This is a genomic window from Cupriavidus yeoncheonensis, from assembly GCF_905397275.1.
Classification (GTDB): Bacteria; Pseudomonadota; Gammaproteobacteria; order Burkholderiales; family Burkholderiaceae; genus Cupriavidus; species Cupriavidus yeoncheonensis.
Window position 1 is genome coordinate 106,015 of record NZ_CAJPUY010000004.1, and the last position, 20,437, is coordinate 126,451.

Here is a 20,437-nt window from a genome sequence, read left to right on the forward strand (position 1 = left end):
GAGACACGACGATGTGGTTTGACAACCTTTTCGAACGCCAGACGCGCCGGGCCGCGCAGCGCACCGGGCGCCGCAGCATGCTGGCCACGCTCGGCAAGGCCATGGTGGGCACGGTGGCGCTGCCGGTGCTGCCGTTCGACCGCAGCGCGCATGCCGCGGCGGCGCATGGCGCCAGGCCCGGCAAGGCCGTGGACGAGACCTCCTGCGACTACTGGAAGTACTGCGCCGTGGACGGCTTCCTGTGCTCGTGCTGCGGCGGCAGTTCCACCACGTGTCCGCCGGGCACGGAGCCATCGCGCGTGTCGTGGGTCGGCACCTGCCGCAACCCGGCCGACGGCAAGGACTACATGGTCAGCTACAACGACTGCTGCGGCAAAACCACGTGCGGGCGCTGCGAGTGCAACACCAACGAGCGCGAGCGCCCCGGCTACAAGCTCGGCGTGCACAACGACGTCAACTGGTGCATGAGCAACTCCAGCACCATGTTCCATTGCACCACCTCGATCATCCTCGGAGTCCAGGAATGAAGTCCCGACTGTACCCACTGTGCGCCGCGTTCGCGCTCGCCGGCGCGGCGGCCACGGCAGGCGCCGCGGACCTCGCCGCGCAGGGCAAGGACGTGTTTGCCGCCAATTGCGCCGCGTGCCACAACAACGATGCCTCCGGCATCCCCGGTGTGGCGCCGCCGCTGGCCAACGCGCTGCGCCAGCGCCTGGGCTCGCCGGCGGGCCAGACCTATCTCGCCAATGTGCTCGTGCATGGCATGGCCGGCCCGATCGAATCGCAGGGGCAGTCGTTCAACGGCGTGATGCCGGCCTTCGGCACGTTGCCCGATGAAACGCTAGCCGCTGTGCTGGCCTGGCTCGGCACGCAGAACGGCCTCGCCACGGCCACCGTGGGCACCGATGCGTTCGCACAGGCGCGCACCGCCCGCAAGACGCCGGGCGCCGTGCGCAAGCTGCGCGACGCGGCGAACTGATATGTGGCACGCCGCGCTCCGCCTGGCCCTCGCATCGCTGGCCACCGTACTGATGGCAGGCGCCGCGCACGCCGAAGGGCAGCTGCAGCGCGGGCACGCCAACTACGTGCTGCACTGTTCCGGCTGCCACCTGCCGGACGGCTCGGGCAAGCCCGCGGCCGGCATTCCGGACATGCGCGCCACCGTGCCGCGACTGCTGGCCACGGCGGCGGGGCGCGCGTTCCTGATCCAGGTGCCCGGCACCTCCGGCTCGTCGCTGAAGGATGCCGAAGTCGCCGAACTGATGAACTGGATGCTGCCCGCACTGACCGGCCGCCAGGACATCGCCCCATTCACCACCGAAGAAGTCACGCGCGACCGCAACCAGCGGCTTGACGACGTGGCCGCGCACCGTGCCGCCATCCTCGGCACGAACCGCTGAAACCCGACACTTGCCAAGACACCCGAGGAGACCCATGGACACCCGCACCGAACTGCTTTGCCCCGCCGCGCGCGCCTTCCTGCAAGGCCCGAAGCGCATGCTGATTGACGGCCAGTGGCGCGCCGCCGCCGACGGCGCCGTCTTCACGACGGAGGACCCCGCCACCGAGACCACGCTGGCTGAAGTGCCCGCCGCAGGCGCCGCCGATGTCGACGACGCCGTGCAGGCCGCACGCAAGGCCTTTGAACAGGGCCCGTGGCACGCCATGCGCCCCTCCGACCGCGAACGCCTGCTGCTGCGCCTGGCCGATCTGGTCGAGGCCAACGCCGAGGAACTGGCGCAGATCGAGGCGCTGGACAACGGCAAGCCCGTGACCATGGCACGCGCCATCGACGTGGCCGGCGCGGCCGGCTTCCTGCGCTATATGGCCGGCTGGGCCACCAAGCTGCATGGCGAAAGCCTGGACGTGTCCGTGCCGCTGGTACGCGAGCGCGAGTTCGTCGCGTTCACGCGGCAGGAAGCCGTGGGCGTGGTCGGCGCCATCATTCCGTGGAACTTCCCGCTGCTGATGGCGGCGTGGAAGCTCGGCCCGGCGCTGGCCTGCGGCTGCACCGTCGTGCTCAAGCCGGCCGAGGAAACGCCGCTGTCGGCGCTGCGCCTGGGCGAACTGGTCATCGAAGCCGGTTATCCGGCGGGCGTGGTCAATATCGTCACCGGCGACGGCGCGCACTGCGGCGCCGCGCTGGCCGGTCATCCGGATGTCGACAAGATCGCCTTCACCGGGTCGACGGAGGTCGGCAAGCTGGTCGGCGGCGCAGCCATGCAGCGCCTGGCGCGCGTAACGCTGGAGCTTGGCGGCAAATCGCCGGTGATCATGCTTGACGACATGTCGCCCGAAGCCGCCGCGGCAGGCGCCGCGCAGGCCATCTTCTTCAACCAGGGCCAGGTGTGCACCGCCGGGTCGCGCCTGTACCTGCCGCGCGCCAGCTTCGACGCAACGGTGCAGGCACTGGCCGACATCGCCAACAGCCTGCGCCTGGGCCCGGGCCTGGAACCTGACACCGGCATGGGTCCGCTGGTGTCGCGCCGCCAGCGCCAGCGCGTGGCGGGCTATGTGCAGGCCGGCGTGGAGGCCGGTGCCCGACTGGTCTGCGGGGGCGACGCAGAACTGCCGCGCGGGCACTTCTTCAAGCCTACGGTGCTGGCGCATGCGCCCGAAACCTCGTCCGTCGTGCAGGAAGAGATCTTCGGCCCCGTGGTGGTCGCGCTGCCCTACGACGACATCGAGGAAGTGGTGGGCCGCGCCAACGGCACGCCGTTCGGGCTGGCCGCATCGGTCTGGTCGAACGACCTGTCGCGCGTACACCGGCTGGTGCCGCGCATCAAGGCCGGCACGGTCTGGGTCAATTGCCACAACCTGCTCGACAACGCCATGCCCTTCGGCGGCTTCAAGCAATCGGGGCTCGGCCGCGAAATGGGACGCGCCGTGTTCGATCACTACACCGAGACCAAATCGGTCATGATCGCGGTGTAAGCGCCGCGCCGCTGCCGACCGGTACTTATCTATGACAGGACAGACCATGAACGATACTGCTCCCGCCACGTTCTCCCCGCAACCGGGCCGGCGCCAGTGGCTGGGCCACCTGGCCGGTGCCGCCGTTTCGACGGTGGCCGCGGCGGCCATGGCCAGCCGGCCTGCCCAGGCCGCACCGGCGGGCGCCGCACCCGGCACGTCCGGCCCGGCCACCGGCGGCGGCGTGCCCGACCCCATCGTGCTGATGCCGGCCTGGCAGCTCTCGCGCGAGATCCGTGGCGGGCGCCTGTCCTGCCGCCAGGTCATGAGCGCCTACCTGGCCCATATCGACCGCGTCAATCCGGTGACCAACGCCATCGTGGCGCTGCGCGGGCGCGAGGTGCTGATGCAGGAAGCGGCTGCCGCCGACGAAGCGCTGGCGGCCGGCAAGGTGGCCGGATGGATGCATGGCATGCCGCAGGCGCCCAAGGACCTGGCGCTCACGCGCGGCATCCGCACCACGTTCGGCTCGCCGATCTTCAAGGACAACGTGCCGGCGTCCGACGCCATCATCGTCGAGCGCGCGCGCAAGGCCGGCGCGATCCTGCTCGGCAAGACCAACACGCCGGAGTTCGGCCTGGGCTCGCAGACCTTCAACCCGGTCTACGGCGCCACGCGCAATCCGTACGACAGCACGCGCACCGTGGGCGGCAGCAGTGGCGGCGCCGCGGCCGCGCTGGCCATGCGGCTGCTGCCGGTGGCCGACGGCAGCGATTTCGGCGGCTCGCTGCGCAATCCGGCCGGGTTCTGCAATGTCTATGGCTTCCGCCCCTCGGTGGGCCGGGTGCCCTATGGCCCCACGCCGGAAGTCTTCCTGCAGCAACTTGGCTATGAAGGACCCATGGGCCGGACCGTGGCCGACGTGGCGCTGCTGCTGGCCACGCAGGCCGGCCCCGATCCGCGCACGCCACAGGCGCTCGCGGCCGATCCGGTGCTGGCGACGCTGACGCCGGAGAACGTGATGGCGGCGCTGTCGACGGAACTCAAGGGCAAGCGCGTGGCCTGGCTTGGCGACTGGGACGGCTACCTGCCGATGGAAGACGGCATCCTGCCGCTTTGCGAGCAGGCGCTGCAGGCGTTTCCGGCCTTTGGCGTCGGCGTCGAGAAGATCAAGCCGCCGTTTTCGCCGGAGCGCCTGTGGAAGACCTGGCTCGTGCACCGCCACTTCCTGGTCGGCAACGGCATGCTGCCGTTCTACAAGGACCCGGGCAAGCGCGCCCTGCTCAAGCCGGAAGCCATCTGGGAGATCGAAGGCGCGCTGAAACTCAGCGCCGAGGACATCTACGCCGCCAGTGCCGATCGCAGCGCGTGGTATCAGGCGCTCGAGCACGTCTTTGCCAGCTTCGACTACATTGCCGTGCCCACCGCCCAGGTGTTCCCGTTCGACGTGCGCGAACCGTGGCCGAAAGAGATCGCGGGCCGCCAGATGGACACCTACCACCGCTGGATGGAGGTCGTCTTCCCGTGGACGCTGTCAGGCTGCCCGGCGATCAGCGTGCCGGTCGGCTTCGGCAAGAACGGTCTGCCGATGGGCATGCAGCTGATCGGCCGCCCGCGCGACGACCTGAGCGTGCTGCGCCTGGCGCGGGCCTACGAGCAGGAACGGGACTGGGTCGGCCGCCACCTGCCGCACGCGGTCATGGCCTGAGCGGCGCGGCGCGGGTCAGCGGCGCGCAAGCGTCGCTGACGGCAGTTCGCCGAAGAAGGCTCGGTACTGTGCGGCAAATCGCGGCAGATGCTGGAAGCCGAAGTTTGCCGCGGCTGCCCCGACCGAGTCCGCCGCGCCGGCGCGAAGCGCCTGGCGGACACCGTTCATCCGCACCGCCCGCACGAAGTCGAGCGGCGACAGTCCGGTCACCTCATTGAAGCTGTACTGCAGCGTCCGCCGCGACACACCCAGGCGTTCGCACAGCGACAGGATGCTCCACGGCTGGTCCGGGGCGCTGCGGATCATCTGGTAGGCGTCGGCCACCAGCCGGCGCCGCGCCGGAACGGTCGGGAGCGGCTCATTGCCGGCATTCCCTTCGCCCACCAGCGCGGTCGCGGCGGCCAGCAGCAGGGCATCGCGCATCGCACTTTCGATGAAACGGTTGCTGAACACCTCGGCATCGAGGGATGCGGTAGCCAGTACGGACAGCAGCACACCGCGAAATTCCCTGCCAGCGCTTTTCGTGATCGGGCGCACCGGCGGCAGGCGTTCGAGCCGGGCCGGCTCGCCGCCGGCCAGTGCCACGGCGCGCTCCAGCGCCGGCAACGGTACCGTCAGGCCGGCCAGGTCCAGCTGGCGCGGCGTGCGCATGGCCATCGAGCGGCCAAACAGCAGGGTCTGCCCGTCCATGCCGTACCCCGAAAACCAGCCGCCCTGGCACTGCATATCGGGCAAGGCCAGCGCAACGTAGCCGCGTGCGGCTTCCCCTTCTTCCAGCAGGCTCTGCGAAGTCTGTTCGCGGAAAACATGAACGTCCCCGTAGGTCACCTGGGACATCTCGGCGCGAAAGGCGCCCGGCGTCAGTTGCTGGTAGCGCTGCTGCCAGCCATCCAGCTCGACCGCGGCCGCATGGGCGTCATCCGCCACGACGTGGCGCAACGTGCGTGCGGTAGCGGCTTCGGGCGATGGCTGGGACGCGAGCGTCGGGGCTGGATTCATGGGGGCGGCCTGGAACGCTGTACCCGCGCGCGGTGGCTCGGACCGCCTTGTTCCGCGCAGGTGCAACGCTCCACTGTAGCGAACGGCGCGCCCGGCAACGGAGCGGGGTAACCCTGAGTGCGCGGGCCAGGGATCCATACATGATGAAAAAAACGACTTGAAATTCGACGTTTAAATCATCAACGGAATACGTGGGCGTGACTACACTTGCTTCCGTGCCGCACAACAACCACTACGGCACCGCTCACAAGGCGACCCGGACGGCATGCAGGGCGGCAGATCCGCCGCCCCGCGCCCCCACCAGCCCCATGGGGAATGCCGCCTGAAATCAGTCAGAAGAAGCAGCAGACATGCACAACAAGACTCTCAACGCCCTCCTCCTTACCATCGCAACGCTCGGCGCCAGCGCCATGGCCGGCCAGGCCGCCGCCCAGGGCCTGCAGGACCGCGGCGTCGCCGGCGACCGCTACGGCTACGTCATGCGCCAGGGCAATCCCGACCCGTACACCGACGGCGGCAATGCCATCGGCAAGCGCGACCCGTTCACGGACGGCGCCCACGTCACGGACAAGCGCGATCCCTTCACCACCGGCGGCCACAGCGCGGCCGCCGGCCTGAACCTGGCCGGCATGGACCACACCGGCGTGTCGGCGCCGCCGGCACACGGCGGCTCGCGCGCGGACGCCAACGCTTGAGCGGAACCTGAGCTGAAGCTGAGCTGAAAGCCTGACCGGCGCAGGCCTCGTCTGCCACGGCGCCTGCGCACACTACTCTTTCCCGAGATCGCAATGAAGACCATCCTGCTGGCGCTGCTCGGCGCCGCGGCTGTCACGGCGGCCTGCCCCGCCACGGCCGGCCCCGACTGGGCCGTCATCGAGCGCGGCCGCGCGGCCGCCCGTGCGGCGCATCCGTGCGCCGACACCCACCAGCGTTCCACCGCAGCCACGCCGGCGCGCACGCCCGGCGCCCCCCACCACGGCTGACCCTGACGGCGGCCGCATCGCGCCACCGCGGCCGCCCTCTGCCTGACTGCGCTATCCTTTGCGGCTCGTTTGTGCCAACCCACAAGGATCGCCGCATGACCAACGCCTCCGACCTGCGTGCCTACGCCTACGTTCTGGCGGTACCGGACCTCTCGCGCAGCGCCGAGTATTTCCAGTCCGTGCTCGGCTTTGCCACCGACTGGCAGGATGGCGACAACTGGCGGGCACTCAGCCGCGGCAGCGTGCGCGTCATGCTCGGGCATTGCCCGGATGCGCTGCCGCCGTCGCAGACCGGCGATCACAGCTATTTCGCCTACCTCCACGTGGACGACATCGACGCGCTGCACGCCGAACTGGCGCCGCGCGGCGCCATCATCCTGCAGCCGCCCGCCGACAAGCCGTGGGGCATGCGTGAAATGGCGGTGGCCACGCCCGATGGCCACCGCATGATGGTGGGGCAGGTACTGGACTGAGGGACTGAACTGCCCGCCCGGCCCACCCCAGGCGCGCCGCCTAGCTCTCGCCGTCGGCCAGGGCCTCGACCGCGCGCTCGAAGTCATAGTTCTCCACCGCCTCGCACAGGCGGCGGAAGCGCTCGGCTTCCAGGGCATCGGCCAGCCGCTGGCGGTTGGCCGCAAACGTCAGGCTGGCTTCGCTGGCGCCATCGGCCAGCTGACGGCGCAGTCGCTCGAGCACGTCCGCAGTGCTGGTGGCCTGGGTGGCCTGGGTGGCCTGGGTGGCCTGGGTGGCAACCGGGGCCGGCGGTTCCGGGGTTTCCGCCGGCAGGTGCTGGCGCAGTGCTTCGCACAGGCTGGCGTGTGCCTGCTCCAGCGTCTGGAGCAAGGCAGACGGATCTTCCGCCGCCATCCCCATCAATGCGCACTCCAGCGACGCCGAGGCGCCGGCCACATGCGTGGCGCCAAGATTGCCCGCCAGGCCTGCCAGTGCGTGCGCAAGGCGCGCGGCCTCGGCACGCTCGCCGCCCTGCAACAGTGCGCCGATCTGCTGCGGTGTGCGGGCATAGCCAGTGAGCAGGCGCCCCAGCAACTGGTGGAAGGTGTCGATGCACCCGCCGACACGGGCGAGCGCGCCGTCGACATCGAGCAGCCCCGTGGCAGCGAGTGCCCGGGGCCAGTCCGGCGCGCGATCCTCCGCTTCCGGTTCGGCCAGTTCCACCACGGCGCCCGGCATGGCCAGCGGGTCATGCCAGTCCGCGGCGTTCTGCGCGCCGGCGCCGGTCCTTGACGGCGTGCCGGTCAGCCAGCGGTGCAGGGTCGTGAAGAAGGTGGCGGGACTGATGGGCTTGGGGATATGGTCGTCCATGCCCGCGGCCAGGCAGCGGTTGCGGTCTTCGGGCAAGGCGTTGGCCGTCATCGCCACCACTGGCATGGATGCCAGCCGGGGGTTCGCGCGGATGTGGCGCGTGGCTTCGAACCCGTCCATGACCGGCATCTGCATGTCCATCAGCACCAGGTCGTAGTCCTGCCCTGCCAGCAGTTCGAGTGCGATCGCACCGTTCTCCGCCGTATCGGGCGTGATGCCCGCCTGCTGGAGCAGGTGGGTGGCGACCTCGCGGTTGATCTCGTTGTCTTCGACCAGCAGCACGCGCGCGTGCGGCAGCGTCCAGCTTGGCCCGGACACGGCCCTCGGCGTGCCCCTGTCGGCCAGGCGTCCCGGCTCCGAAGCCAGCACGCGCATGGTCGCGTCGAACAGGACCGACGGGCTGACCGGCTTGTGCAGCGTGGTCTCGAAGCCATTGCGCTGGCCTTCGCGCACGACCTCATCGCGCCCGTTGGCGGTAATCATGAGCGGGCGCGGACGCTGGCCCTGCAATGACATCGCGGCCAGCCTGCGCACGGTTTCAATGCCGTCCAGCCCGGGCATGCGCCAGTCGATGAAGACGGCATGGTAGGGATCGGACAAGGCGTCCGCGTGCTGGATGGCGGCCAGCGCCTTCTCGCCCGATTCGACTTCGTCCGCGCGGAAGCCGAAGCCGCGCAGCATGGAGGCAATCACCTGGCGCGCATAGCCGTGGTCGTCCACCACGAGCAGGCGGCGCCCCGCGAGTTCCGGTTGCACCAGCAGGGCCGGCGCACGCCTGGTGCCCGGCAGCAGCGACAGCTCGAACCAGAACGTGCTGCCTTTGCCTGCCTCGCTCTGCACGCCGATCGTGCCGCCCATGAGCGTCACCAGCCGCTGGCTGATGGCCAGCCCCAGTCCGCTGCCGCCATATTGCCGCGTGGTGGAGCTGTCCGCCTGTTCGAAGCTGCGGAACAGTCGCGGAATGGCATCGGCGTCGATACCGATGCCCGTATCGCGCACCTCGAAATGCAGCCGGACCCGCGTGCCGGCATGTTCGCCGGCGCAGCGCGCGACGCGGATGACAATCTCGCCGCGCTCGGTGAACTTGACCGCATTGGTGGTGAAGTTGATCAGCACCTGGCGAATGCGCAGCGGATCGCCGCGCAGCGAATCCGGCACGTCCGGCTGCACGTCGACCACCAGTTCAAGCTGCTTGGCGGCGGCGCGTTCGCTGACGAGGTCGCCCACCATGCGCAGCAGGCGCTCCAGCGAAAAATCGATCTGCTCGATGTCCAGCTTGCCGGCCTCGATCTTCGACAGGTCGAGGATGTCGTTCAGGATGCCGAGCAGGTGCTGGCCCGAACGCTGGATCTTCTCGACGTAGTCGCGCTGCTGGGGGTCGAGCCGGGTGCTGAGCGCCAGGTGCGCCATGCCGATCACCGCGTTCATCGGCGTACGGATCTCGTGGCTCATATTGGCCAGGAAGCTGGCCTTGGCCTGGGCGGCCGACTCGGCCTCGTGCTTGGCCGTGGCCAGCTCCGCGTTGGCCACGGCGAGCTCGCGGGTGCGCTCCCAGACCTTCTGCTCCAGCGTCTGCGACATCTCCCTGAGTTCGCGCGTGGCACGCTCCTCGTCCGTGATATCGATGCCGACCGCCCCCACGCCCACCACGGCCTTGCTGGTCGGGTCCTGCACCGGGAAGCGCATGATGCGCAGCTGGCGCTTGCCCTCCGGCGAAGCCATCGCGTAGATGTGCTCTTCGGCCTGTCCCGTGGCCATCACGCGCTCTTCGATCTCCCAGCGCTCCTGGGTGCCGTCGGGCATGACCGCGAGTTCACGGTCGGTCTTGCCAAGCACCTGGTCGCGCTCCAGGCCGAGCAGGTACTCCATTGCGGGATTGAGCTGCAGGAACGCGTGATTGCGATCCTTCAGGTGGATGATGGCCGGCGAGTGGTCCAGCATCGCGCGCAGCCGCTCCTCGCTCTGCGCCAGCTTGTGCTGGCTCTTGCGCAGCGTCCAGGCCGCGACGCCGATCAGCAGCATGATCGCGCCCGCCATGCTCGCCACCACGGTGCGCGTGGACAGGTAGGAGCTGAGCGCCTCTTCCATGTCCTGCTCCAGGATCAACCCGCACCCCAGTGCCGGTATCCAGAGCCCTGCCCCGGCCACGCGCTCGCCGCGGTAGTCGCGGTAGCCGAAGGCCAGCTGCAGGGTTTCCGAATGCAACACCTGCTGGGCCATGTTCGTGAGCGGTGCGTCGTCGGCGAAGCGCCAGCGGCCGTTGCCAAGATCATTCGGCACGCGCACGCGCACGTTGAACATGGAGGCATCGCCGGGCTGGAGCAGCCCCTGGCCGACCAGCGACTCGTCGAAACGGCTCGGCGAATTGAGCCGGCCGTCGCGGTCGATCACATACAGCTCGCCCGAGTTGCCGAAGCGCGCGGCCTTGAGGATCTGCAGCATCACCGCATACGGGTCGATGCGCAGGCACAGCGCGCCGACCACGCGCTCATGGTCCCACAGGCGCGAGCACACGATCTGGAACGGGCTGCGGCCGGCCGCGCCGACCGGTCCGTCCACCAGCACCGGACCCGGATAGGGCGCCGACAGGGACGCGCCATTCTCCCGTGCCCGTGTCGCCGTGGCGGCAGCCTCGGGCTGCAACGGTTGTCCGTTGCGCTCGACGAGGTCCGAGACCACGATGCGGTTGTCCGTCGAGATCACCCCATAGCCGATATAGCCGTTGGAGCGGTACAGCGGCGTGATCCAGTTGGCGAATTCGCGCACCTGCTCGGGACTGGGAGGGGCGCCCCCGGCCAGCAGCGGGCGCGCCAGGCGGACCGTGTCATCCAGCGTGCTCATGGACACGGCGCGGCGACGCTGCTCGCTGGCCCAGGTCTCGAGCTGGCGCGCGGTGGTGTTGACGGTGGCGCCCAGGCGCGCCCCGACGCTGGCCTGCTCGTTCTGGCGCACCATCGACATGGCGGCGAACGCCACCAGCCAGACCGCCAGGATCAGCAGTGCGGCGTAGGCCAGCAGGGAGCCGCGCAGCCAGAAGCCTGCGTGTGGATTGGGCTTGGACATCGTTCAGACTGCGGGCGACAGATGGCAGGGCGACAAAGGGCGCTGCGGCTCGTGTTCAGGGTCGGCAAAGCGCAGGGCAATGGCGTGGAATTCGTCGGTAATGCCCTGGAACGCATCGACCATGCGGGGATCGAAATGCCGCCCGCGTCCTTCCAGGATGATGCGCACGGCTTCCTCGTGCGAGAAGGCCGGCTTGTAGACGCGCCGTGAAATCAGCGCGTCATAGACATCGGCGAGCGCCATCAGGCGGGCCGACACGGGGATGGCGTCGCCGGCAAGCCCCTCCGGGTAACCCGTGCCGTCCCATTTTTCATGGTGGTACTGGGCGATTTCGCGTGCGTAGCGCAGGAAGGAATCGCGCGTGCCGCACTGGGCTTCGGCATCGGCAATGGCGTCGCGTCCCAGCAGGGTGTGGGACTTCATCGTCTCGAATTCTTCCGCGGTCAGCTTGCCGGGCTTGAGCAGGATGCGATCCGGAATGCCGACCTTGCCGATATCGTGCAGCGGGGCGGACTTGAACAGCAGGTCGATGGTACGGTCATCCAGTTGCGCGCTGAAACGCGGGTCGTGCCGCAGCGCGCGCGCCAGTGCCCTCACGTAGTGCTGCGTCCGGCGGATGTGGTTGCCGGTCTCGTTGTCGCGGGTTTCGGCCAGCGCAATGATGGTGGCGTCTTCGATCTGGGTGATTTCGCGCGTGCGCCGCTGGACCTCGGCCTCCAGATACGCCGACCGGTCGCGCAGGAAATCGTGCGCCTGCTTGAGCGTGAGCTGGCTGGCGATGCGGGCGCGGGCCACCGGCGGGCTGACCGGCTTCATGATGTAGTCGACGGCGCCCACCTCGAATCCGCGCGCTTCGTCCAGCTCGTCCGTGCGGGCGGTCAGGAAGATGACCGGGACATGCGCGGTGGCCGGGTTGGCCTTGAGATGGCGGCAGGTTTCATAGCCGTCCATCTCCGGCATCGATACGTCCAGCAGGATCAGGTCCGGCGCCGAAGACGCGGCCAGCTGCAGCGCCTTGGCGCCACGGTTGGCCACGCGCACGCGGTACTGGTCCTGCAGCATTGCCACCATGGCGGCAATGTTCTCCGGAATGTCGTCGACGACGAGGACGGTGGGTCGCTGCTCTGGGCTGTCGGCGCTCATGTTCAATGCTTGGGGTTGGCCGGCCGCCTCGCAGGCGTGCGCAGCAGTCCGGTACCGGATTCAGGAACCAGGCGCCCACGGGTGTACTGCCGCACCGCAGGTATCGCCAATCGGAGGATCGGCCGGAACGGGCAAAACTTGTTCCCTCCTGAAGCGGGGATTGCCAGCACGCTTATCATCGCGGCTGGCGCCGCCCCGCAAGCCAGGCGGGGCTCAGGCAATGGCCGCCATGGCCTCCAGAATCGGCCCGGCATCGACGGGCCTGACCAGGCGCGACACCTCCTGGCCGTCGCGCAGGAAGACCAGCGTGGGCCACAGCCTGACCCGGAACGAACGCCCCAGCGGGCGGCCGCTGCCGTCTTCCACCTTGATGTGCCGCACGTCCGGATACCTGGCAAAGGCCATTGCCAGCGCCGGCTGGGCGCGCTGGCAATGGCCGCACCAGCCGGTGCCGAACTCGAGCAGCGTGGGGCCTTGCAGGGCGTCGATTTCCGTTCGCGGGGGCGCGTCGGAAAGGTAATGATCCGTCATGGGCATCGCAGCGTCTCCTCCCGGAAGTGGGGGGTTATGTCTTTTTTATGTATGCGGCTTGCTGCCTGCTGCGAAGCAACAACCGTACCGGCGACGGAGTTTGCCATGCCGCCGGTCTTCAGGCCAGCGTCCTTGCCCCGGGGACCGCCCGAACGGCGCGGCCGATGCGCAATGCCAACATCGCCGGCATCCAGGTGTGCCGCTTCATGCATAAGGAAAGAGCAAATCGTTATTTCACACGCACATCATGCCCACCATATAGTTCGCGGCTCACGCGAACAAAACGGGCGCACAGGCACGATTGCCGTGGCCCCTGGAGCATTGAGTTGACTGACGGCCTTACCCTTGGCGACACCCTTTCCTGGCCCGCCCGCTACCTGCCCCGCAAGACCGCGCTGGTCACCGGCACCGGGGCGGCACGGCGCGCGTGGACCTATGCCGGCCTGGAGGCCGAAGTCAATCGCCACGCCAATGCCCTGCTCTCGATCGGCCTTGGCAAGGGCGACGTCGTAGCGGCCTTTCTCTACAACACGCCGGCCTTCGTCTTCACGCTGCTGGCCTGCGCCCGCATCGGCGCGGTGTTCAACCCGGTCAACTATCGCCTGGCCGCGCAGGAACTGGCCTACATCCTGAACGACGGCAAGGCCCGGGCGCTGGTGTTCGAGCAGGAAGTGGCGTCGGTGGCGGAAAAGGCCCTGGCGCAGGCTACCGGCACGCCGCTGCGGATCTATGCCGACGAAGGCGACGCGCCCTCGTTTGCCACGCACCACCTGGCCACGCTGGCCGCGGGCCAGCCCGCCACGGCACCGGACGTCATCGTGCATGAGGAAGATCCATGCATCCTCATGTACACCAGCGGCACCACGGGGCGGCCCAAGGGTGTCGTGCACACGCACCGCAGCAAGCTGTTCCACAACGCGATGATGCATCAGGCCATGGCTCTGGCGCGCGAGGACGTGGGCCTGTCGGTTGCCCCGCTCAACCATACCGCCGAGCTGCATACCAGCTTCCTGCCCCGGCTGCAGCTTGGCGCTACCCAGGTGCTGCAGCGGCGCTTTGACGCCGGCGAGGCCTGGGAACTGGTCGAGGCCGAGCGCGTCACGCATTTCTTCGCGGCGCCAACCATGGTCGGCATGCTGCTGAACCATCCCGACGCGGAGCGGCGCGATCTCTCTTCGCTGCGGCTCGTGGAATATGGCGGCGCCTCGATGGCCCCGCACCTGATCCGCGAATGGGATCGCAAGATCGGCGCAGGCCTGGTGCAGGTCTACGGCACCACCGAGATGGGCCCTTGCATGTCCGTGCTCTACCCGCACGAGCAACTGAGCCACGCGGGCTCGGCAGGCCTGCCCTCGCTGGGCCATGACCTCGTGGTGGCCCGGCTGCGCGACGACGGCGAGCCGGCCGACCCGTCGCAGCCGTGCGCACCCGGCGAGGTGGGCGAAGTCCTGGTGCGCGGTCCGTGCATGATGCGCGGCTACCTGAACCGGCCCGACGCCAATGCGCGGGCGCTGGCCCACGGCTGGTACCACACCGGCGACCTGGGCAGCCTGGACCAGGACGGCTACCTCTGGATCCGCGACCGTATCGACTACATGATCAATTCGGGCGCCGAGAACGTGTACCCGCGCGAGGTGGAAGACGCGCTGATCGAGCATCCCGCCGTGCTGGAGGTTGCGGTGCTGGGCGAATCCGATCCGACCTGGGGCCAGGCGGTCGGCGCCTATGTCGTCAGGCGACCGGAAGCGCAGGTCACCTCCGAACAGCTCGATGCGTTCCTGCTGCAGGGCGACCGGCTGGCCGCCTACAAACGGCCGCGTCGCTACCACTTCCTGGAGACGCTGCCCAAGACCACGAGCGGCAAGATCCAGAAGCACATGCTGCGCGCCGGCTGACGGCGGCGCGGCAGTTCCCTGAAGGCTGCCCGGGCGACCGGGCGAGAATCGAACAAACCCGCACCATCGAGCAAACCCGCACCGCACGAGGGGTCATGCAGACCGCGCTCATATATCGTATAGTAGCGATATACATTTTGCTGCTTCCCGATATATGGTTCGTGACTCACCGAAACAACGTGCACCGGACGTCGCCCCCGGCAAACCCGTGATCGACGTGGATGCCATCCACAAGGCCCTGGCCAATCCCGTGCGGCGGAACATCCTCGCCTGGCTGCGAACGCCGGAGATGTACTTCGCCGCGCAGGAGCACCCGCTCGACATGGGCGTATGTGCGGGGCTGATCGACGCGCACTGCGGGTTGTCGCAATCGACGGTCTCGGCGCACCTCGCGACGCTGCAGCGCGCCGGGCTGATCCGTGCCCGGCGCATCGGCCAATGGATCTTCTTCAAGCGTGACGAAGAGACGATCCAGGCTTTCCTCGACCATATCCATCAGGACCTCTGATTCGTACCGGCCTGGCGCTTGCCGCGTCTTGCCATCGCACTGACCCGTGCGTTTTTTCCCTTCAATACGAAAATCCAGACCTCATGCCTACTCTCTTTGATCCCATCCGCATCGGCGACCTCGACCTCCCCAACCGCGTCATCATGGCGCCGCTGACGCGTTCGCGCGCCATCGGCGGCCAGCGCGTGCCGAACGCACTGATGACCGAGTACTACGTACAGCGCGCATCGGCGGGCCTGATCATTTCCGAAGCCACCGCGGTGACGCCGCAAGGCGTGGGCTATGCCGACACGCCGGGCATCTGGACCGACGAGCAGGTCGCGGGCTGGAAGCAGGTGACCGACGCCGTCCACGCCGCAGGGGGCCGCATCTTCCTGCAGCTCTGGCACGTCGGCCGGATCTCCGACCCCATCTTCCTGGACGGCGAACTGCCGGTGGCGCCGAGCGCCATCGCGGCAAGCGGCCATGTGAGCCTGGTGCGCCCGCAGCGCGCCTACGTCACGCCGCGCGCGCTCGAAACCGACGAAATCGCCAGCGTGGTCGCGGCCTACCGCCACGGTGCCGAGAACGCCAAGAAGGCGGGCTTCGACGGCGTCGAGGTCCATGGCGCCAACGGCTACCTGCTTGACCAGTTCCTGCAGGATTCCACCAACAAGCGCACGGACGCCTACGGCGGCCCGATCGAGAACCGTGCGCGGCTGTTGCTGGAAGTCACCGACGCCTGCATCGATGTGTGGGGCGCCAACCGTGTCGGCGTGCACCTCTCACCGCGCGGCGACGTGCATTCGATGGGCGATTCCGACCTGGCCGCGACGTTCGGCTACGTCGCGCGCGAACTGGGCAAGCGCGGCATCGCGTTCATCTGCTCGCGCGAGGCGCTGGGCGACAATCGCCTCGGTCCGGCACTGAAGGCAGCGTTCGGCGGCGTCTATATCGCCAACGAAAAGATGACCAAGCACACCGCGGAACGCGTGCTGGCCACCGGCGAAGCCGATGCCGTCGCGTTCGGGCAGCTGTTCATCGCCAACCCGGACCTGCCGCGCCGCCTCAAGCTCGACGCATCGCTCAACGCGCCGCGGCCCGAGACGTTCTATCACCCGGGCGCGGAAGGCTATACGGATTACCCGGCGCTTGCCTGACGGTACCGGCACGGTCGGTTGCCGCAATCCCTGGGGCGGCCGCCAGCCACGCCCACCGGGCCTGATCTGGCCGGCCGCTCGGGGGCCCGGCCGAGGGGATCCGCGCTAGTTCGCCTCCGCGAAATGGAAGGTCCCCTTGCCGCGCGCCTTTGCCATATACAACGCCCTGTCCGCGATGCCCAGCATGGCATCGGCGGTGTGTCCATCCGGTCGGATATGGGCAATGCCGACACTCACGCCAACCGTGACCTCCGCTCCGTTTGACAGCCGGTATGGCGCACTGATGTCGCGCAGGAGCTGATCGGCCAGCAAGCGGACACTGTCTCGCTGTTCATCGCTCAGCACGATCACGAATTCATCGCCGCCGATCCGTGCCACGCACGCGCCGGCGGGTACGTTGGCGCGCATGCGCTCCGCGACGTGCTGGAGCAGCTCGTCGCCACCACCATGGCCGTGGATGTCGTTGACCTGCTTGAAGCCATCGAGATCCAGGTAAAAGAGCGCCAGCCTCCGCAACGCTTGGTCCTTGCTTTCCCCGCTGCGCCGGATTTCGGTCAACAGGCTCGCCCGGTTGAGCAGCCCGGTCAGCGAATCGTGCCGGGCACGATGCGCGCTCTCCTGTTCCGACTCCATCGTGGCCACCAGCATGGCATTCATGCGAAACGACGCGCTGGTCATGCTGACTACGTAGACGGGCAACTGGACGAGCGTCAGCAGGAACAGCGGCTCGCCCGCGACGATGGCGCCGAGACAGCAAGGCCCAAGCGCCAGCAGAATCATCAGGCCCGTCATCCTTGGCGCACCGAAATTCCGGAAGCAGATGCCGCCGATCATGGCCGCCGACGACAGGCAGGCCAGCGCGGCCGCCAGCCAGTCGCCGCTGGTAATGCTGAGGAAGGTTCCCAGCCCCACGCTGAATGCCCAGACCAGACTGAGCAGCACATGCAAATCGGTGTGGGTCGGCAAGCCGGCCAGCGCTCGTCGTTTTGCGGAAGTCAGGACACCGACGCGCGCGACGCAGATCATGCATTCCAGCGCCAGCCAGAAAAAGAACTGCTTGCGCGGCAGATGCCAGGTGATCAGCGCCGCCACCAGCAGCGTATTGATGACGCCGCCGATAAAGATGGACATGGTGCCGAACAGGCTGCCCACCAATGCATGCCGGATATCCGAAGAAACCTGCCTTCCGGGGTCCACCAGCCATTTCATCGGCTGCCAGCGCGGTAGCGTGAATACCCCTGTCGAATCCGGCATAAAGCGGTGCCCCTGGTTGCGTTGGCCGTGATTGTGCCAGACGCGTTGTTTGCTCCGGCGACGGCGCCGGCGACGGACCCCGCGGCCCTAGAACTCGTTCTCGCTGATTTCCTGGGTCCGTGCATTGCCGCTGCGCGCGGTATTCAGGGTGAGCGACATCCGGCTGTATCGCGTGCCATTGCCTTCGGCGATTTCTTCCAGTTCGAATGGCTCCGACCTGGAGATTTTCCCTGTATCCAGGTCCATAAAGCGAACATCAAAGTTGCCTGAAGCAATATTGGAAAACTCGAAGGAAGCGCCAGCCTTGATCAGCGCGAAGCGCACCGGGACCGGGCCGCCGCCTTCCAGCGAGAACACCTTGAGGAAGACGTCGGACGGGTTGCGCGAGTTATCGACGGTCAGCGACGACAATCCCCCCGTCTTGCGGATGGGATAACCGGGAACGTAGCTGGACCATGCCGGCCAGGACTGGCCGTTCGGGGCCGCGGGCTGGCGTGCGTAGCGAGGCTGCGCTTCAGGCAACTTTCCCGGCGTCGCGGAAACCGTGCGCGGCTCTGCAGGCGTTGCCGGCACGGTCACGGCCGAAGGCATCCACGCCGCGGGCTGCCGGGAAGCCTCGGCTGGCGTGCGCGGGGTCGGATTGATCAGGTAGATCGCTACCCCCGCAACCACCAGCACGAACAGCGTCTTTGAAACCGTGCGGTTGCCGCGCGGCTTTGCCGTCCCCCCGGAAGGCGCCGATGCCCGGCCTGCTGACGAAGCCCCGCGAGAGGCCTGGCGCGCCGCCGACCCCGTCCTGGATGCCGGGGCCGTGGATGCGCCAGCGGCTGTCGAAGCCGGCCTGGCTCGCTGCGCGGCATTGACGGACGCTGCCGCTTTTGCCTGTTCCTGCGCCAGGATCCAGGCATCATGCTGGGCGCGCTTGGCGGGGTCCATCAGGACCTCGTAAGCCGAGTTGATAATCGTCATGACCCGGTGGGCCTCGGAAGAATCCCGGTTCCGGTCCGGATGGTGCTTTTGACTTAATGCCTTGTATGCCGCCCGAATAACCTCAGGCGGGGCGTCACGAGAAATCTTCAGATTATCGTAATGGGTATGCATTCTCGCGGCCGGCGCATAAAGGTCGGCGTCGATTTTACCGCCGGCGCAGTAACAAGGGAATCTCGCTTTCCCCGCATGGAAATACCGGAAACTTGCCTGGCCAAAGTTAATTGACCGTCACGTCTGCCAGTTGCCAAAAGAGGACACTCCGGGGCGTCCCTTGTGCCACATGCTCGTCACTTACTTGCAATACAGGTAGATCAAGAATATTCGCACTGCAGGTAATTCACTTTTACTTGAAATGCAGCTAAACTTCTTTTACCCGAATAGCAGGTATCGCATATGATGCAAGTGCTTTCAACACCATCTCAGCTAGGCCAGATCTTGCGTTCAGCCCGCCGGGCGAAGAAGCTCACGCAAGGCCAGGCCGCCACCAGACTGGGGCTGAGCCAGAGCCGCCTGTCCGCCCTGGAGATCGAGCCCAAAGCGATCTCGGCGGAACAACTGCTGGCTTTGGTAAGCCTTTACGGGCTGGAAGTCATCATCCAGTCAAAGGGCCCTGCCCCGGCATCCGAAGAAACGGAGTGGTAACCAACGTGGGAAGAAAATCGCACACCCGGGCGTTGTCAGTCTGGGCCAATGGTCTTCGGGTTGGCATCTGGCGCATCCCGCCACACAGTCCAATGGAACTCCAGTATGACAAAGACTGGATGGGATCTGCCGCGGGCCGTCCCCTGTCCCTGTCACTACCGTTCGGCGTTGATGACTCTCCCCTCAAGGGAGCCCGGGTCCGAAACTACTTTGACAATCTCCTGCCAGATAACGACAACATCCGCAGGCGGCTCGCCACCAGGTATCGAACCGATTCCACCGACGCCTTCGACCTGCTGGAAGCAATTGGACGCGATTGCGTCGGCGCCGTCCAGCTTCTCAGGGAAGACGAGGCGCCTCAACATGTCGACCGGATTGATGGCACCCCGCTCTCGGACGCCGACATCGAAAAACTGCTTGAGAATACGGTTACCACAACGGGGCCTGGAACAGTAAAGGAGGATGAGGATTTCCGCATCTCCATTGCGGGCGCCCAGGAAAAGACCGCCCTGCTCCACCACGACGGGAAGTGGCTGCTTCCGCATGGCGCAACGCCTACCACGCATATTCTGAAGCTGCCGCTCGGGCTGGTTGGCAACCGCAAGGCGGACCTGACGACCTCGGTAGAGAACGAATGGCTTTGCATGCAACTCGTCAAGGCGTTCGGACTCCCGGTGCCCGACTGCGAGATACTGACCTTCGGCAAGCAGAAGGTGCTTGCCGTCAAGCGATTCGACCGGCAGCTACATCGCAGCGGCAACTGGATCATGCGTTTGCCGCAGGAAGACTTTTGCCAGGCCCTCGGCGTGCCTCCCCATCTGAAATACGAAGCAGAAGGCGGCCCCGGGATGGTCGACATTGCGGGAATTCTCCGGCAATCGCAGACGCCCGAACAGGATCTCAAAACGTTCCTGGCGGCACAGATCCTGTTCTGGATGCTGGCCGCGACTGACGGACACGCCAAGAACTTCAGCATCCATATGCTGTCGGCGGGGCGCTACAACCTCACGCCGCTCTACGACGTCTTGTCTGCCTGGCCCATTATCGGCGATGGGCCCAATCACATCTCGTACCACAAAGCCAAGCTCGCCATGGCAGTCGATGGCAAAAACCGCCACTACCACCTGAAAGACATTCGGCGCCGCCATTTCAATGCCATGGCCGCCAAGTGTTATGCCGGCGAAAGTGCGGAGCCAATCCTTTGTGATCTGGTTGCCAAAGTTCCCTCGGTTGTTGCGAGCGTAGCAGGACGGCTCCCGGCAGGATTCCCGGCTCGGGTCTCCGACCGGATTTTCGAGGGCCTTCAGGCATCGGTAAAGCGCCTGGAAGAGATGGAACCTGTTTAG

The 20,437-nt window shown here is 67.3% G+C and carries 19 protein-coding genes; 13 read left to right on the top strand and 6 right to left on the bottom strand.

Going from position 1 to position 20,437, the window contains the following annotated elements:
• The first annotated feature begins 11 nt into the window (after positions 1 to 11).
• The 5 genes from KHO22_RS06675 to KHO22_RS06695 all read left to right on the top strand — a co-directional run bounded on the left by KHO22_RS06675 (position 12) and on the right by KHO22_RS06695 (position 4,621).
• Positions 12 to 527: a methylamine dehydrogenase light chain gene (locus tag KHO22_RS06675; protein WP_211946333.1), complete on the top strand. Its 516-nt coding sequence runs from the start codon at positions 12 to 14 to the stop codon at positions 525 to 527.
• Entirely contained in the window at positions 524 to 979 is a 456-nt protein-coding gene (locus KHO22_RS06680; protein WP_211946334.1) for a c-type cytochrome, read from the top strand. Before KHO22_RS06675 ends, KHO22_RS06680 begins: the two co-directional genes overlap by 4 nt.
• Position 980: 1 nt before the next feature.
• A complete protein-coding gene (locus tag KHO22_RS06685) occupies positions 981 to 1,400 on the top strand; it encodes a cytochrome C (protein WP_211946335.1) in 420 nt (139 codons plus the stop codon).
• Positions 1,401 to 1,434: 34 nt separating this feature from the next.
• Entirely contained in the window at positions 1,435 to 2,934 is a 1,500-nt protein-coding gene (locus KHO22_RS06690) for an aldehyde dehydrogenase family protein (RefSeq protein ID WP_211946336.1), read from the top strand.
• A 244-nt stretch (positions 2,935 to 3,178) separates the two neighbouring features.
• Positions 3,179 to 4,621, top strand: coding sequence for an amidase (locus KHO22_RS06695; RefSeq protein ID WP_230426775.1), 1,443 nt, complete (start codon positions 3,179 to 3,181; stop codon positions 4,619 to 4,621).
• Between the two features lie 15 nt (positions 4,622 to 4,636).
• Here the strand turns inward: KHO22_RS06695 and KHO22_RS06700 are convergent, their stop codons facing one another.
• A complete protein-coding gene (locus KHO22_RS06700; protein ID WP_211946337.1) occupies positions 4,637 to 5,620 on the bottom strand; it encodes a helix-turn-helix domain-containing protein in 984 nt (327 codons plus the stop codon).
• A 350-nt stretch (positions 5,621 to 5,970) separates the two neighbouring features.
• On the opposite strand from KHO22_RS06700, the gene KHO22_RS06705 reads away from it, so the two are divergent.
• The 3 genes from KHO22_RS06705 to KHO22_RS06715 all read left to right on the top strand — a co-directional run bounded on the left by KHO22_RS06705 (position 5,971) and on the right by KHO22_RS06715 (position 7,076).
• Positions 5,971 to 6,315, top strand: coding sequence for a hypothetical protein (locus tag KHO22_RS06705; RefSeq protein ID WP_211946338.1), 345 nt, complete (start codon positions 5,971 to 5,973; stop codon positions 6,313 to 6,315).
• A gap of 93 nt (positions 6,316 to 6,408) precedes the next feature.
• Positions 6,409 to 6,603, top strand: a complete 195-nt coding sequence (locus KHO22_RS06710) for a hypothetical protein (RefSeq protein ID WP_211946579.1) — start codon at positions 6,409 to 6,411, stop codon at positions 6,601 to 6,603.
• Between the two features lie 95 nt (positions 6,604 to 6,698).
• Positions 6,699 to 7,076, top strand: a complete 378-nt coding sequence (locus KHO22_RS06715; RefSeq protein ID WP_211946339.1) for a bleomycin resistance family protein — start codon at positions 6,699 to 6,701, stop codon at positions 7,074 to 7,076.
• A gap of 40 nt (positions 7,077 to 7,116) precedes the next feature.
• Here the strand turns inward: KHO22_RS06715 and KHO22_RS06720 are convergent, their stop codons facing one another.
• The 3 genes from KHO22_RS06720 to KHO22_RS06730 all read right to left on the bottom strand — a co-directional run bounded on the left by KHO22_RS06720 (position 7,117) and on the right by KHO22_RS06730 (position 12,669).
• Positions 7,117 to 10,989, bottom strand: coding sequence for a response regulator (locus KHO22_RS06720; RefSeq protein ID WP_211946340.1), 3,873 nt, complete (start codon positions 10,987 to 10,989; stop codon positions 7,117 to 7,119).
• A 3-nt stretch (positions 10,990 to 10,992) separates the two neighbouring features.
• Positions 10,993 to 12,132, bottom strand: a complete 1,140-nt coding sequence (locus KHO22_RS06725; protein WP_211946341.1) for a response regulator — start codon at positions 12,130 to 12,132, stop codon at positions 10,993 to 10,995.
• A gap of 213 nt (positions 12,133 to 12,345) precedes the next feature.
• Positions 12,346 to 12,669, bottom strand: coding sequence for a thioredoxin family protein (locus tag KHO22_RS06730; RefSeq protein WP_211946342.1), 324 nt, complete (start codon positions 12,667 to 12,669; stop codon positions 12,346 to 12,348).
• Positions 12,670 to 12,989: 320 nt separating this feature from the next.
• Here KHO22_RS06730 and KHO22_RS06735 point away from each other — a divergent pair, with 320 nt between their 5' ends.
• From KHO22_RS06735 to KHO22_RS06745, 3 genes are all read left to right on the top strand, one after another.
• Positions 12,990 to 14,558: a fatty acid--CoA ligase gene (locus KHO22_RS06735; protein WP_211946343.1), complete on the top strand. Its 1,569-nt coding sequence runs from the start codon at positions 12,990 to 12,992 to the stop codon at positions 14,556 to 14,558.
• Between the two features lie 154 nt (positions 14,559 to 14,712).
• Positions 14,713 to 15,066: an ArsR/SmtB family transcription factor gene (locus tag KHO22_RS06740; RefSeq protein ID WP_211946344.1), complete on the top strand. Its 354-nt coding sequence runs from the start codon at positions 14,713 to 14,715 to the stop codon at positions 15,064 to 15,066.
• Between the two features lie 83 nt (positions 15,067 to 15,149).
• A complete protein-coding gene (locus tag KHO22_RS06745) occupies positions 15,150 to 16,205 on the top strand; it encodes an alkene reductase (protein ID WP_211946345.1) in 1,056 nt (351 codons plus the stop codon).
• A 105-nt stretch (positions 16,206 to 16,310) separates the two neighbouring features.
• Here the strand turns inward: KHO22_RS06745 and KHO22_RS06750 are convergent, their stop codons facing one another.
• On the bottom strand, positions 16,311 to 17,459 hold the full coding sequence (locus KHO22_RS06750; protein WP_211946346.1) for a GGDEF domain-containing protein: 1,149 nt from the start codon (positions 17,457 to 17,459) through the stop codon (positions 16,311 to 16,313).
• Between the two features lie 87 nt (positions 17,460 to 17,546).
• Complete coding sequence (locus KHO22_RS06755) at positions 17,547 to 18,560, bottom strand: J domain-containing protein (RefSeq protein ID WP_211946347.1); 1,014 nt, start codon at positions 18,558 to 18,560, stop codon at positions 17,547 to 17,549.
• 282 nt (positions 18,561 to 18,842) lie between these two features.
• Between KHO22_RS06755 and KHO22_RS06760 the strand changes: the two genes are divergently transcribed.
• Both KHO22_RS06760 and KHO22_RS06765 read left to right on the top strand, forming a co-directional pair.
• Positions 18,843 to 19,091 (top strand): helix-turn-helix domain-containing protein, encoded by a 249-nt coding sequence (locus tag KHO22_RS06760; RefSeq protein WP_211946348.1) that lies wholly within the window; start codon positions 18,843 to 18,845, stop codon positions 19,089 to 19,091.
• Positions 19,092 to 19,096: 5 nt separating this feature from the next.
• Positions 19,097 to 20,437 (top strand): type II toxin-antitoxin system HipA family toxin, encoded by a 1,341-nt coding sequence (locus tag KHO22_RS06765; RefSeq protein ID WP_211946555.1) that lies wholly within the window; start codon positions 19,097 to 19,099, stop codon positions 20,435 to 20,437.

Bases quoted from the DNA above. Each gene is read 5' to 3' on its own strand.
- KHO22_RS06675 (WP_211946333.1), top strand. From the start codon at position 12: ATGTGGTTTGACAACCTTTTCGAACGCCAGACGCGCCGGGCCGCGCAG.
- KHO22_RS06680 (WP_211946334.1), top strand. From the start codon at position 524: ATGAAGTCCCGACTGTACCCACTGTGCGCCGCGTTCGCGCTCGCCGGC.
- KHO22_RS06685 (WP_211946335.1), top strand. From the start codon at position 981: ATGTGGCACGCCGCGCTCCGCCTGGCCCTCGCATCGCTGGCCACCGTA.
- KHO22_RS06690 (WP_211946336.1), top strand. From the start codon at position 1,435: ATGGACACCCGCACCGAACTGCTTTGCCCCGCCGCGCGCGCCTTCCTG.
- KHO22_RS06695 (WP_230426775.1), top strand. From the start codon at position 3,179: ATGCCGGCCTGGCAGCTCTCGCGCGAGATCCGTGGCGGGCGCCTGTCC.
- KHO22_RS06700 (WP_211946337.1), bottom strand. From the start codon at position 5,620: ATGAATCCAGCCCCGACGCTCGCGTCCCAGCCATCGCCCGAAGCCGCT.
- KHO22_RS06705 (WP_211946338.1), top strand. From the start codon at position 5,971: ATGCACAACAAGACTCTCAACGCCCTCCTCCTTACCATCGCAACGCTC.
- KHO22_RS06710 (WP_211946579.1), top strand. From the start codon at position 6,409: ATGAAGACCATCCTGCTGGCGCTGCTCGGCGCCGCGGCTGTCACGGCG.
- KHO22_RS06715 (WP_211946339.1), top strand. From the start codon at position 6,699: ATGACCAACGCCTCCGACCTGCGTGCCTACGCCTACGTTCTGGCGGTA.
- KHO22_RS06720 (WP_211946340.1), bottom strand. From the start codon at position 10,989: ATGTCCAAGCCCAATCCACACGCAGGCTTCTGGCTGCGCGGCTCCCTG.
- KHO22_RS06725 (WP_211946341.1), bottom strand. From the start codon at position 12,132: ATGAGCGCCGACAGCCCAGAGCAGCGACCCACCGTCCTCGTCGTCGAC.
- KHO22_RS06730 (WP_211946342.1), bottom strand. From the start codon at position 12,669: ATGCCCATGACGGATCATTACCTTTCCGACGCGCCCCCGCGAACGGAA.
- KHO22_RS06740 (WP_211946344.1), top strand. From the start codon at position 14,713: ATGGTTCGTGACTCACCGAAACAACGTGCACCGGACGTCGCCCCCGGC.
- KHO22_RS06745 (WP_211946345.1), top strand. From the start codon at position 15,150: ATGCCTACTCTCTTTGATCCCATCCGCATCGGCGACCTCGACCTCCCC.
- KHO22_RS06750 (WP_211946346.1), bottom strand. From the start codon at position 17,459: ATGCCGGATTCGACAGGGGTATTCACGCTACCGCGCTGGCAGCCGATG.
- KHO22_RS06755 (WP_211946347.1), bottom strand. From the start codon at position 18,560: ATGCATACCCATTACGATAATCTGAAGATTTCTCGTGACGCCCCGCCT.
- KHO22_RS06760 (WP_211946348.1), top strand. From the start codon at position 18,843: ATGATGCAAGTGCTTTCAACACCATCTCAGCTAGGCCAGATCTTGCGT.